Source organism: Arthrobacter sp. NPDC093128, from assembly GCF_040683875.1.
Lineage (GTDB): Bacteria > Actinomycetota > Actinomycetes > Actinomycetales > Micrococcaceae > Arthrobacter.
On the sequence record NZ_JBFBEY010000023.1, the window covers coordinates 38,363 to 51,462 of the forward strand.

The 13,100-nt window shown below is 61.1% G+C and carries 11 protein-coding genes; 2 read left to right on the forward strand and 9 right to left on the reverse strand.

Going from position 1 to position 13,100, the window contains the following annotated elements:
* Window position 1: 1 nt before the first annotated feature.
* Genes AB0N24_RS22280 through AB0N24_RS22290 form a run of 3 tightly spaced genes read right to left on the reverse strand, consistent with a single transcriptional unit; the run spans window position 2 to window position 3,503 of the window.
* Window positions 2–1,021: an ABC transporter permease gene (locus AB0N24_RS22280; RefSeq protein ID WP_364129184.1), complete on the reverse strand. Its 1,020-nt coding sequence runs from the start codon at window positions 1,019–1,021 to the stop codon at window positions 2–4.
* Complete coding sequence (locus tag AB0N24_RS22285; RefSeq protein WP_364129186.1) at window positions 1,018–2,010, reverse strand: ABC transporter permease; 993 nt, start codon at window positions 2,008–2,010, stop codon at window positions 1,018–1,020. Before AB0N24_RS22285 ends, AB0N24_RS22280 begins: the two co-directional genes overlap by 4 nt.
* Complete coding sequence (locus AB0N24_RS22290; RefSeq protein ID WP_364129188.1) at window positions 2,007–3,503, reverse strand: sugar ABC transporter ATP-binding protein; 1,497 nt, start codon at window positions 3,501–3,503, stop codon at window positions 2,007–2,009. The genes AB0N24_RS22285 and AB0N24_RS22290 overlap by 4 nt, the downstream gene beginning before the upstream one ends.
* Window positions 3,504–4,179: 676 nt before the next feature.
* Here AB0N24_RS22290 and AB0N24_RS22295 point away from each other — a divergent pair.
* On the forward strand, window positions 4,180–4,899 hold the full coding sequence (locus AB0N24_RS22295) for a GntR family transcriptional regulator (RefSeq protein WP_364129191.1): 720 nt from the start codon (window positions 4,180–4,182) through the stop codon (window positions 4,897–4,899).
* Between the two features lie 230 nt (window positions 4,900–5,129).
* Here the strand turns inward: AB0N24_RS22295 and AB0N24_RS22300 are convergent, their stop codons facing one another.
* From AB0N24_RS22300 to AB0N24_RS22325, 6 genes are all read right to left on the reverse strand, one after another.
* Window positions 5,130–6,647 (reverse strand): NAD-dependent succinate-semialdehyde dehydrogenase, encoded by a 1,518-nt coding sequence (locus AB0N24_RS22300; protein ID WP_364129194.1) that lies wholly within the window; start codon window positions 6,645–6,647, stop codon window positions 5,130–5,132.
* Between the two features lie 73 nt (window positions 6,648–6,720).
* On the reverse strand, window positions 6,721–7,023 hold the full coding sequence (locus AB0N24_RS22305) for a putative quinol monooxygenase (RefSeq protein ID WP_364129196.1): 303 nt from the start codon (window positions 7,021–7,023) through the stop codon (window positions 6,721–6,723).
* Window positions 7,024–7,035: 12 nt separating this feature from the next.
* Window positions 7,036–7,812, reverse strand: a complete 777-nt coding sequence (locus AB0N24_RS22310; protein WP_364129198.1) for an N-acyl homoserine lactonase family protein — start codon at window positions 7,810–7,812, stop codon at window positions 7,036–7,038.
* Between the two features lie 97 nt (window positions 7,813–7,909).
* Window positions 7,910–8,662: an SDR family oxidoreductase gene (locus AB0N24_RS22315; protein WP_364129201.1), complete on the reverse strand. Its 753-nt coding sequence runs from the start codon at window positions 8,660–8,662 to the stop codon at window positions 7,910–7,912.
* Window positions 8,662–9,777 carry a zinc-binding dehydrogenase gene (locus AB0N24_RS22320; RefSeq protein WP_364129204.1) on the reverse strand — a complete coding sequence of 372 codons (1,116 nt, stop codon included), beginning with the start codon at window positions 9,775–9,777 and terminating at the stop codon, window positions 8,662–8,664. Before AB0N24_RS22320 ends, AB0N24_RS22315 begins: the two co-directional genes overlap by 1 nt.
* Window positions 9,778–10,001: 224 nt before the next feature.
* Window positions 10,002–11,531: an APC family permease gene (locus tag AB0N24_RS22325; protein WP_364129207.1), complete on the reverse strand. Its 1,530-nt coding sequence runs from the start codon at window positions 11,529–11,531 to the stop codon at window positions 10,002–10,004.
* Window positions 11,532–12,030: 499 nt separating this feature from the next.
* Here AB0N24_RS22325 and AB0N24_RS22330 point away from each other — a divergent pair, with 499 nt between their 5' ends.
* Entirely contained in the window at window positions 12,031–13,065 is a 1,035-nt protein-coding gene (locus tag AB0N24_RS22330; RefSeq protein ID WP_364129210.1) for an aldo/keto reductase, read from the forward strand.
* Window positions 13,066–13,100 lie beyond the last annotated feature (35 nt).

The following is a 13,100-nucleotide window of genomic DNA, read 5'->3' on the forward strand; positions in this document are numbered from 1 at the left end:
GCTAAATCTGCTGTCTGATGTGCGGATTGCGGGCATAGAAGCCGACCAGCGGCACGATAAGCAGGCCAAGGACAAATTGCTGGGCGTTGTTGTTCAGCCCGTAGCCCACCAGCAGGGAGGTCAGCGCCATCAGCACAAGCACACCTACGAGGGTGCTGCCGTATCCACCCCGGCCGCCGAGAAGAGAGGTGCCGCCCACTGCGACAGCTGCCACTGTGAGGAAGAGATACGGATCGCCGACCCGTACGAAGGCTCCGCCGGTAAAGCCCAGCAACAGAATTCCCGTCGCCGCCGAGAACAGACCGCTCAGGGCATAGACGGTAATCCAGCGACGGGACTCTGAGATCAGCATCAGTCGCGCTGCTGAACGGTTTCCGCCCAAGGCGTACGTGCTGCGTCCGAACCAGGTGGATCGCATGATGAGCACCAGCCCGACGGCGAGAACGAGCCAGATAAGGATTACCGGGGGGACGGGCAGGCCCAATGTTTCGCCACTTAGCGAGGAGATGTTTGCCAGCCACTCAGGCACGACGCCGCTGGTGCCACCGGCGTTTGAAGCACCCGCGCTGGTCAGAACCTGCGTTGCGCCCACCGTTGCGAATCCGACGCCCAGGGTAACGATGAGAGCCTGGTTCTGGAGGTGGAGACTGATCAACCCGTTGAGAATTCCCACAAGGAGGCCGAGAACGAGGGTAATGATGATGGCAAGCCCGGCCGGCACGCCGGAACTGATCATGTAGAGGGCTCCGATGTTGGCGGACCCGATGAGATACGGAATGGACAGGTCCAGCCCGCCGAGAAGGGCGCAGAGGGTTTGGCCCACCGAGGCAAGGCCGAGGAAGGCCCCCAAGAGGAGCATCGAGCGGAGGTTCGAGCCGGACAGGAATCCCTGGACGGTCGCGGCGCCGACAGCCAGGAGCGCTGCCAGCATGATGAGGCCCAGGATGATGTTCTTCTGGCCCGAGGCTTTGGACAGCAACGGAACCCGGGCTGCCAGTGGCTGGGATTTGATGGTTGTCATGCTGCTTTTACCTCCTGGCGCTTGCGCCACAGTGCCGGGATGATCACGCTGACCAGGAGGGCCAGCACCAAAATCAGACCGTAGGACAGCTGCACTACGAATGAAGCTAGTGATCCTAGTGAGAAAGTTGTCAGTGTGAAGGAGATCAGCGTGACGGCGATGGCACCAGGGATTGAGCCAAGTACTCCGCCGCGTCCGCCGGCGAGACTGATTCCCCCCAGAACGAGGGCCGTGATGGCGGCCAGCGTGTAGGTTCCGCCTTGGGTCGGGTTGCCCGACGCTATCTGTCCTGTATAGGCAAGGCCGCCGGCACCAATAAGTAGTCCGGAAATTCCGTGTGCCACAACCCTGACCATGGTCACCGGAACTCCGCTGACGAACGCGGTCCGCTGATTCGAGCCGACAAGCCGCAGGTTGGTGAACAGCTGGGTCCTCGTGAAAGCCCACCAGCCGAGGATGGCAATGATCAGTACGACAGTCATTGGGGCTAGTATGGATCGCCCCGAGCCCCATTCGGCGAGCCACCGGGGAGCCTGGCCACCGGGTTGCGTGAGGATGACGAGATTGATGCCGGACAGTGCCAGAAACGCACTCAGAGTCACGATCACAGGTTCAATCCTGGCGACAGTGATGACAATTGCCTGAACTACCTGGATGACGACGCCAATGCCAAGTGCCCACGCGATGACCACCGCCTGCGAACCGATCTGGTGATCGAAGAGGACACGGACGAGGGTGACGTTAACGAAGATCATCAAGGGACCCGCAGAAAGGTCGACTCCGCTGCCCACCAGCGCCGTTACTGTGAGTCCCATGACGACCAGAATGAGAGGCACCGCAGAGACCAGCAATCCGCCGATCCCGCTGGCCGTAAAGAGGTAGGGGGCCCGGACCGCGCACACGATCAGCAGCACGGCCAGCAAGCCCCACGCGGCGAACGAATACGACGAGCGGCCTGTCAGCCGGCCAAATTTGCTTTGTGGTTTCATGCCTGTTCCACCAGTGCTTTCTCGACGTCGAAGTCGGATTCAAGGTGACCGAACATCCCCGCGAGAATCCGGTCGGAAGTGATGCTTCTGCCGGTCACCCAGCCGAGGAGGGCACCGTCGCGGAAGACAGCCACGCGGTCACAGAGGCCAATGAGCTCGTCGATTTCGGTCGAGAGGTAGATGATCCCGGCTCCGTTCTGGGCCAGGCGGTCGAGCTGGGCGTAGAGTTCACGCTTGGTGCTTATGTCAACTCCCCGGGCGGGATCGTTGAGGGCTACCACTCGCGGATCCTGGGCCAGCTCTCGGCCAATGAGCACCTTCTGCTGGTTGCCGCCGCTGAGCGACGTGATGGGATCCGAAGGTGCACCGGCCCGCAGCTTCAACGTGCCGGCCATCTCCTTGAAGCATGCGGTGATGGCGTTTCGGTCGATGATCCCGAGCCTTCGGTTGTGCCGGTACAAGGGCATCCCAAAGTTCTCGGCAATGCTCAGGTTCGGGAAGATTCCTTCCTTGCGCCGGTCGCCTGAAATGTATGAGACTTTTGCCGCAATGGCCTCGGCCAACGAGCCAATGCCGCGTTGGCGGCCGTCCTTGCCGACAGCGGAGACCTCGCCGGCCACCGCTGTTCGAACACCGGTCAGGGCTTGAAGGAACTCAGCCTGGCCCTGACCGTCGAGGCCGGCAAAGCCCACGATTTCACCGCCGCGAAGGGCGAAATCCGATGGCCGGGCTCCAGCTGTCGCCACGAGGCCGGCTGCCTGAAGAACTACTTCGCTGCTGTCCCCGCCTGATGTATGTTGACGATGGTTTTCGGCAGCCAGACCGTCCTTGGCCTTCACGCCGGTCATCAATTCGATCAGGCGGGTCTCTGTGATCTCATCGCCCCTGAGTATTCCGACGTCGACGCCGTCCCGGAGTACGGTGGCGCTGTCTGCGAAGGTGGTGAGCTCCGCAATGCGGTGGGTGACGATGACAACGCAGACTCCTTCCGAACGGAGCCGTTCCATTTCTCCGTACAGCCTGGCCGCACCCGAAAGGTCGAGCGCGGCCGTGGACTCATCAAATATCACTACCTTGGGGGAGCGCACGAGCGCACGGGCTATAGTTACCCACTGCCGGTCTGCCAGGCTGAGTGTCTCCACGAGCGCCGACGCATCGACGGGGTGCCCCATAAGAGACTCCAGCAGGTCTGCGGCACGCCGAACCTGTTCCTTCCTCGGGGTTCCGGAACGCCATACGCCCTGTGAGCCAATGAACACATTGTCGGCAATGCTTGCACCTTCGGCCACCAGTACTTCCTGGAAGACCGTGGCGACGCCTGTCTTGAGGGCCTCGGCAGGGCTCGTCACATGGCGGCCGTTGACGTTCACTGTTCCGTCATCGGGTAGGACAATGCCGGACATAATCTTCGCCAGCGTGCTCTTGCCGCTGCCGTTTTCCCCCACGATGGCGTGGATCTCGCCGGCGGCCGCGGAGAACGTCGCACCTCGCAAGGCCCGTGTTTCACCAAAGGCCTTCGTGACCTGATGGATTTTGATAGTTGGTTCGTGATTCCCAGCCGTAGTCTGCTTCGACTCAAACGGGGAGCTCAGTGCCGAATCGGCCATTATGATTCTCCTACTGCTTGGAAGTGCGGGAGGCTGTGAACAGTTCTTCGCTGGGTGACGCCGATGCGGGCGCCAGCAGAAGGAGCCGCCAGCTTGATGAGTGCGGGGCCTGAAGTCGCAGCCCCTCCCTGTCTCCGCGGTGATCCGTGCACCCGCGAAGGTACCGGGTGCCGACAGCGGCCGTCCCAGGGGTTCCAGGAGTTGAGCAGACGCTCAGGTCGTCTTTGACCATTACATTTTCCTTTGGGCCGATCTCCGCTCCAGTGTCTGTCTTCCGACTAGCCGAAGGAGGACCTGGAGATGATCAAGAATTACTAACGCTGATTGTCTCAATGCACTTTTGTCAGACAATAGTTATCTTTTGACGAGTATAGGAGGGCCGGCGTCCGGATGCAATAGCCTCTTTCGGTTGCAAGGGCAAGGGAGAGAGGCTGCGTTCTGCCGCGAGTCACCCCACGTGGCCACATTTATCGTCTTACAATCATATCGCCAGTCATTATGGCGCATAGGAGGGGATGCGTAGTACATTGGTCTGAACGATTATTTGACCTGGGAGGGTGCTATGGAGTCGCCAATTGGACTTCGACTGCAACGGGAAGACATGTCTTTGCGGAAGAGGGCTGAAACAGCGCTGCGGGATGCCATCCTCTACGGTGCGTTCCAGCCCGGGCAAAAGCTGATAGAGCGGGACCTATGTGACAAGCTCGGCGTAAGTCGGACGCTTCTGAGAGAGGCGCTGCAGCAGCTTCAGGCCGAAGGCCTGATTACCAATGTGATTCACAAGGGTCCTTCGGTGGCAGTCATCACTGAAGAGGACGCTCGAGAGATATACGAGGCGCGGCAACTCATCGAGGGTCACCTCGCTTACAGCTTTACTATAAGGGCATCCGAGGACGAGATCGAAAACTTGGCTGCCTCTGTTCGCGCTCTTCACGAACCTGGCATCGAGGCCAGCCAGCAGAATGTTCTGCAGGCAAAGAACGGCTTTTATGATGTGCTTTTTGCAGGGTCCGGAAACCATGTACTCGCCCAAATGCTCCATCAGCTCAACAACCGTGTGACCATGCTGCGGAGGATGACATTGTCGTCGCCCGGGCGGTTTAAGCAGACCGTCGCTGAGCTGGACGAAATCGTCGAGGCGGTCAGGCGGCGCGACGCCGACGAAGCGAGCCGGCTCTGCCGTGCGCACGTTCAGCGCGCAGGAGAAATCGCCTTGGCCAGCTTTAGCGCCGCAGAGGGTCCCGCTAAATCGGCAAAGGCGCTGGCTGGCCAGCCAGCCTGAGTTTCCATTCCGATCCTCCAGCTCACGTGCTCTTCCCAAAGGGAGCAAGTCCTGGCTGGCTTCTAAACCGGGAGGCAGGCACCCGGCCGGTATCCCCGGCCGGGTGCCTGCCTGTTTTCGGTTGCTGGCCGCAGAGTGCCTTTGCTCTGCGACATGTGTCGGTCAGTTGGATACCGGGGCCTCCCGGTTTCGAGCACGGGAGGCCCCGGCGGTTTAGGATGCCGCGGTTGCTAGACGGCGTAGGGGTCGGCGATGCCGATGTACTGGGTGTAGAGGTATTCCTCGATGCCTTCGAGGCCGCCTTCGCGTCCCAGGCCGGACTGCTTGACGCCGCCGAAGGGTGCGGCGGCGTTGGACACGACGCCGGCGTTCAGGCCGAGCATGCCGGTCTCGAGGCGTTCGCCCATCCGGATGCCGCGGTTCAGGTCCTTGGTGAAGACGTAGGCGACCAGGCCGTATTCGGTGTTGTTCGCCAGCCGGATCGCGTCGTCCTCGGTGGTGAAGGTGATGATCGGGGCGACGGGTCCGAAGATTTCCTCGGACAGGATCCGGGTGCCCTCGGTGACGCCGGTGAGGATGGTGGGCTGGTAGAAGTAGCCCGGCCCGTCCACCGGTCCGCCGCCGGCCACGGCCACGGCCCCGGAGGCCACGGCGTCGGTGACGAGTTCGTGGACCTTGTCCCGGCTCTTCGCGTCGATGAGCGGACCGACCTTGGAGTGCGCTTCGGTGCCGCGGCCGGTGGTCATGTCCGCCATCTTGGCGGCGAACTTCTCCGCGAACTCGGCCGCGACGGACTCGTGCACAAGGAACCGGTTCGCCGCGGTGCAGGCCTCGCCCATGTTCCGCAGCTTGGCCAGCATCGCCCCGGCGACGGCGGCGTCAATGTCGGCGTCCTCGAAGACCACGAACGGGGCGTTCCCGCCGAGCTCCATCGAGGTCCGCAGCACCGTCTCGGAGGCGTCCGAGAGCAGCCGGCGGCCCACCTCGGTGGAGCCGGTGAAGGAAAGCTTCCGCAGCCGGGAGTCCTTGATCAAAGGCCCGGTGGTGGCACCGGCCGTCGAGGTCGGGATGACGTTCAGCACGCCGGCGGGCAGGCCGGCCTCCTGCATCACGGCGGCGAACAGCTGCGAGGTCAAGGGTGTGAGTTTTGCCGGCTTGAGCACGCTTGTGCAGCCGGCTGCGACGGCCGGGGCGATCTTCCGGGTGGCCATGGCCAGCGGGAAGTTCCACGGGGTGATCAGCAGGCAGGGGCCCACGGGCTTCTTGGTGACCAAGAGCCGGGATTTGCCGTCCGGGGAGACCGAGTAGCGGCCGAACGCGCGGACGGCTTCCTCGGAGAACCAGCGCAGGAACTCGGCACCGTAGGTGACCTCGCCCCGGGCCTCGGCCAAAGGCTTGCCCATCTCCATGGTCATCAGCAGCGCGAAGTCCTCGGCACGCGCCGTGACCATTTCGAAGGCACGGCGCAGGATTTCCCCGCGCGCACGGGCCGGGACCTGTGCCCAGGAGTCCTGCGCGGCAGCGGCCGCGTCCAGGGCGGCCTTGCCGTCCTCGGGTCCTGCGTCAGCGATGCTCAGCAGGACCTTCCCGGTGGCGGGGTCCTCGACGTCGAACGTCTTCCCGGACGCCGCCGGGCGCCATTCGCCGTTGATCAGCAGTCCGGTGGGAACAGAAGCCAGCAGCTGATTTTCCGGTCCGGAGCCGGACGATGCGGCTGGCTGGCGCAAGGAAGTGGTGGGCGACGACATTGAAGTCTCCATCTGTTGTTTAGTGGCCTAAGAAAAGGGCTCGTACCCCGGTGAATCCGTCCGAATGAACCAGTCAGTCATCTATGGACTCGTACGTGGACACAGCCCGGTTTTCCAGAAGAGGGATGATCGTTCCGACGCCGATGCGTTGGAAGTGTTCTGAATCCCGATGGGCCTGGAAATCTTCGGCTGTGCGGTAAGACTCCAGAATGATGATTCTTAAGGGGTCCTCGACTCCTTGGAAGTACTCGTAACTGAGGTTGCCCTCTTCCAAGCGGCTTGCCTGGGCAAGGTCTTGCAGGCCGGCGAGGACTTCCTGTTCGCGGCCTTGGATGGCGGTATATGTTGCAACGACTTCAAAGGTGCTGGTTGCCATGGCTATTTCTCCTTAGGCGGGCATTTGGTGCTGTCCGATGGTGATGGCGTTGCCGTGTAGGCCAGCTGCGAAAGGCTCAAAGCGGTGCAGGACCTCAGGGTCGTGGCCCGGGACAATGATGATCTTCCGGGTTCTGGATTCTTCCCGGATGTGCTGGAACGCGCCATACATCGCTGGGAGGTCGCTGACAGCGATGAAAGGCATATCTCTTTCGAGTTCCTCGTAGAAGTGAACGGCGTCTGAGGCGAGCAGGACCAGCCCCTCACTGGTGGGCGCGTAGACCACGGACTGGCCAGGGGTGTGACCGCCCACTTCCACGACTTCCACTCCGGGGACCGGTTCGGTGCGGCCGGAGAACAGACGCAACCGTCCGGATTCGTGGCTGATGCGCAGATGGTCCAGCTCCTCGGGTTCCGAGAAGTAGGAAAACTGGGTGTGGGCTGCGGTGGGCGAGGTCCAGAACCGGTATTCGCTTTCGGCCATGTGCAGGGTGGCGCCCGTGAAGATATTGGCGTTGCCTATGTGGTCGTAGTGGCCGTGAGTGAGGACCACGTGCTGTACTGCGGCCGGGTCGATACCCAGCTCTTCCAGCGCGGCGCGGGGGTGAATGAGCAGATCCCGGTTGCGTTTCCAGCCGGCTGCTGCGCTGAATCCGGTGTCGACGATGACGGTGTGGCGGTTGTTGCGGATGACCCAGAAGTAGTAGTCCACGACTGCCGGACCGTCGCGTTCGCCGTAGAGATGATAGTTCAGGTACACATCGCTGCGAAGGGTCGTTCTGGTTCCCATTCTGACTGCGATGACCTGATAGGTGTCTGCGGTCGGGTCCTTCGGGCGTATCGCTTTGTCGTTCTCTGTGTTCACGACGCACCCTCGGCTAACGTCGTCACCACGATGACGTCCCGCCGTCCACGGTGAGGACGGATCCGGTCGCGAAGCTGGACTCTTTGGACGCGAGCCAGACTATGGCGGCGGCGATTTCTTCCGGCTCCCCCATGCGGTGCATGGGGGAGCGGCCGTTCAGTTCTTCCAGAACAGCCTGGGGATCGGCTGATTCGCCGACAATCTTATTGAAGTAGGGGGAGTTGACGGTACCAGGGGCCACGGCATTCACGCGGATCCCTTGGCCGACGTGGTCAAGGGCCATTGCCCGGGTAAGCGCGGACACGGCGCCCTTCGAAGCGACGTATGCCGCGCGGTTCGGGATCCCGACGGCAGCGGTGTATGACGACGTATTGACTATCCGTCCCTCTCCCGACCTCGCCAGCGCCGGAAGCGAGTATTTGGAGCAGAGGTAAACTCCCTTGACGTTCACGGCCATCAGACGGTCCCAGTCAGCCTCGCCGATGTCGGCGACGGTCCCGAGAAATCCGAAGCCGGCATTGTTGCAAAGCACGTCGATACCACCGAAGGCGGCGACGGTCTCATCAACCATCGCTCGTACCTGGGCTGCGTCGCTTACATCGACCTGGAGGGGAATACTGCCCCCGCCAGCCAGGGAGGAGACCTCCCTGGCTGCGTCTAGACTGACATCGGCCACGGCTACCCGGCCGCCAAGTTCAGCGAACTTCAGCACCGTCGCGCGTCCGATTCCGCTTCCGCCGCCGGTCACGATGATGCTTTGTCCGTCAAAGTTCATCAGTCGTTGCTCCCGAAAGTCACGATCTGACGGATTACGGAGGCCGCGTTGAGCTCATCCATCGCAAAATTTATATCTTCGAGTGCGATGGTTCCTGAGATCAGCTTCTCAACGGGCAACCGGCCCTCCAGGTACATTTGGGCGTAGCGCCTGATGTCATCCGCGGGGATCCCTGAACCCATGTAGGATCCGATAATCTGCCTTGCCTCGACAACGAGGCTGAGCGGGCTGATTTCCAGCCTGGCGGCGGGATTGGGCAAGCCTACTGTAACGGTCCGACCGCCAGGCTTGGTCAGGGCGATCGCCGATTCCAAGGCGCGGGGGTTTCCGACGCACTCAATGACTACATCGAATTTCGCGCCGGCCTTCGCTGCCTGCTCTGGAGTCATCGCCTCCGTCACTCCGATTTCGAGAGACTTTTCCAGTTTTGAGGGCACCATGTCGATGGCCACGATCGTGGACGCCCCGACACCGCGGGCGACAAGTGCAGCTGCAAGGCCCACACCACCCATCCCGACGATGGCAACAGACTCACCATCACGGACTTTGGCTGCGTTCAGTACGGCGCCACCGCCAGTCAGGATCGCGCAGCCGAGTAGGGCGGCGACGTCGGAAGGTACTGCATCAGGTATTGCTACCAGTGAGTGTTTGTCTACGACGGCGTACTCGGCGAACGCTGACACCCCGCCATGGTGATCGATCAGCTTGCCGTCCATCCGGATCCGTCGCTCGCCCTGCAAGAGAGTGCCGGCGGCATTTGCAGCTGTCCCTTCGAGGCAGAGTGCCCAGCCTGTCCCGGTGCAGGCGCTGCAGCGACCGCAGCGGGGCATGAACGTCATCGTGACCTTCTGCCCTGGCTCAAACTCGTCGCAGTCAGGTCCCAGCTGCTCGATGATTCCAGCGCCTTCATGTCCAAGGAGCATTGGGACCGTGCACTCCCGGACCCCGGTGACGCGCGAAAGGTCGGAATGGCATACGCCCGCAGCCTCCATCCGGACAAGAACTTCGCCGGGGCCAGGGGGGTCCAGTTCAAGCTCCCGCGCGGTGATCGGCTTGCTTTCCTGCCAAGGCGTGGATGCACCTACAGTCTCCAGAACAGCACCCATGAACTTCATCGTTCGTCTCCAGTCTTCTGCGGTCTATTTGGGGGACATAGATCTCGACCGATACCCCTTCATACAGTAATACAATACTACGATCACCCTGTCCAGTGCCTAAAGGTGTTCTCCGACTGCCCCTCTCGCTGCTGACCCCGAACGCGACGCAAAAGGTGGAAGGTCGCCCCTCGCGTGATCGAGAGGGGCGACCTTTGTCCGGTAAGGATGTCGAGCGTTGCTTATCAGGCGTCTTCGGCGGTGGTTGAGAGTACTCGGCCCAGGCTCTCGTAGGCATGTGGGCGGTTTGACCGCAGCCAGAAGGCGACAAGAAGGCTTAATGCGAACCAACCTATGCAGAACCACGGGATGAGACTTACCCAAATGATGTCGCCGCCAAGGGTGCTGAGATTCGACCACAGCAGGTAGAGTGCGCCGGCTAATCCGATCGCGCCAACACCCGGGGCGACCAACGTGCGCCACCAGTGAAAATGCTCGCGGTGGGCGGGAAGGCGGTGATAGCGGATGGTGGCGATGGAGCAGAGAATCTGGTTGACCATGACCCAGAATGTGCAGGCTATGGCGAACCAGCCGAACACTTCTGAATATGCGGCAGTGTTGAAGTTGTTTCCGGCGAATTCCTGGGCGGAGGGGGCAGCGAAGTAAAAGGCAGTGAAGAGTCCCAGGATCAAGGCTGCGCCGAAGAAGGTGGCAACTGCCGCGTGATGAGGGCTTCCGTACCGGGAATGGGTGTGGCCTAGCTTGCTGGGAAAGAGAACCCCTTCACGGGCGATGGCGTAGATGTAACGCGAGACGGTCTGGTGGAAGGCAAGGACCGAAGCAAAGCACCCCGTAATGACAAGCACGTTGATGCAGTCCGCGGCCCAGGCCCCTACATAGGTGTGGGCGAGGGAGATGTAGGACTGGCCCAATTGTCCTGTGGTTTCCTCGACCACACTGCCCGTACCGAAGCCGGTTATTGTGGCCCATGCCGTGATGAAGAGAATCAAGCCGATGCCGATTACCGCAAGATAGGTTGCCAATGGAACGAGCTTCTTGGGGTTCCTGGACTCCTCTGCGTAGTTGGGGACCACTTCGAATCCGAGCCAAGACCAGAATGCGAAGAAGATGCCGATGCCCGGTGCGATCCCGCCGAAGGCGTTCAGTGGATTGATGGGCTCCAAGCTGACTCCCTCCGGCCCGCCACTGATGAAAATTGCCCCATTGACGATCGCGAGGATGGCGATTTCGAAAACAAAGAGAACCCCCAGCACTTTGGCGGAGAGTTCTACGCCGAAGTACGAGGCGACCGCGGCCAGGACGAGGGCAATCCCGGCGATAACCAGCCACGGCACTTTGATTCCCAGGGACTGCTCGAGTGCGGCGGCCCCGAAGTATCCGATCGCCCCGAGAACGGCCACCTGAACGCACAGGTAGCCGAGCATCAGCGAAAGTCCCGAGGCGAGACCAAGGGGCTTGTTAAGGCCGTTGCTGATGAAACTGTAGAAGCCCCCCGTGGCGCTTAGCCGCCTGGTCATCGCCACGTAACCAACGGCGAAGCACAGGAGAACGATCATTGCCACGATGAACCCGGCAGGAGCACCGACTCCGTTCCCGAATGCTACGGCGAGGGGGATGTTCCCCAGGCATCCCACGAGTGGCGCAGCACTGGAAAAGGCCAGCAGGAGGATTCCGACGAGTCCGAGGGAACCAGGTTTGAGGCGGTGCACCTCTTCGCGTTCGGGGGCGACGGGTAAAATACTGGACGTTTCCATTGGGGGTCCTTCTGTGGGGATTCCGGTTAGCAGTGGGGGAGCAACCGAAGGTCATTGGGGGATGGTGCGGTCCAGTCTTTGGCCTGGTTGGGTCGATGGGCCTTGAGCTGTGCCGGGAGTTTCCCGCATCCTCCTCGTCTGTGCCTCCGCGCCAGGGTGCTGTAGCGATGGCTGGGGCAGCAGGGGAGTGTCTGCGGCACCGCTACAAAGTGGTAGCGGTCATAGAGAAAGTGAAACACGTTCGGGTTTCGTATTTGTGAGTATGGGGTATCAACTATGTTTCGGCAATAGATGGCGCCATCGAGCTTCGGGCGTCGCGGCTTTCTCGGTGGTCCGGGGCGCCGGCTGAGGGCGCAGCGAGTGTGGCGTAACACACAGTTATTAATCCGAAAGCTGAATTTGTTTCATATTTTTGAGTTAGCATGATGCTGACGCTCAGCGTGAGGTTCTCCGGACTGCTTTGCGCGTCACAAACCCTGACAGAAGCGGAAGGTGGGAGATGGTCAACCTGGAAACGAGGAAGCTTGGGAAATCGCCAGTGGAGGTGACGACCCTTGGTCTAGGCACTGTGCCGTTGGCAGGATTCAGAACCACGGCAAGCTATAGGGATTTTGAAGACGTTGTAGATGCGTCCTTTAAGGGCGGCATCCGCCACTTTGATTGCGCCCCGATGTACGGCTTTGGTAAGGCGGAGTACTACTTGGGGCACGCATTGCGTGAACTCGGCATCCGCAAGGACGTGGTCGTAAGTACCAAGGTGGGGCGGGTTCTCAAACCCGCCGGCCGCGTCAAGCAGCAGGAAACTGTCTACGGCATTGACTGGGTGGATCCGCTGCCGTTTCTGGACACTTACGACTATACGTACGACGGAATAATGCGGTCCTTTGAAGACAGCCAACAGCGGCTTGCCCTCGACTACATCGATGTACTTCTTGTGCATGACCTGGGCAAGGCTTGGCACGGCGACGCTGCGGGCATCTACTGGGGTCAGCTGCGCGCTAGCGGCTATAAGGCCTTGGATGAACTGCGCAGGACCGGGGCCGTTTCCGCCATCGGACTAGGTGTCAACGAGACTGAGTCGGTCCTTGAGGTGGCCCGCGAATTCGACATTGACTGCTCGCTGATTGCCGGCAGGTACACGCTGCTGAATCACGAACCGCTGGAGGCGGCTTTTGCCGAACTCCAGGAGCGGAATGTTTCTGTAATTGCCGGAGGTGTGTTCAACTCGGGCATCCTCGCTTCCGGAACAAAGGGGCGGGACCTCACCTATGATTACCAGGCGGTCCCCGAGGGTGTCATCAAGCGGGTATTGGCCATCGAAGAAGTTGGCGAACGTTATGGCGTTGACCTCACCTCTGCCGCCATTGAATTTGTCGGTATGCATCCCGCAGTGGCCTCTGTAGTTTTGGGAGCCCAAACCGTGGGCCAGATCCAAAGCAACCTTGCGGCCGCCTCCAGGACGGCCCCAAAAGCGTTCTGGGATGAGCTCAAGCACATGAAGTTGTTGCCGGAGAGCGCCCCTACCGGTGCCTGAGCCGAGCCCTTCCAGTATCCATTACCAAAAAAGGA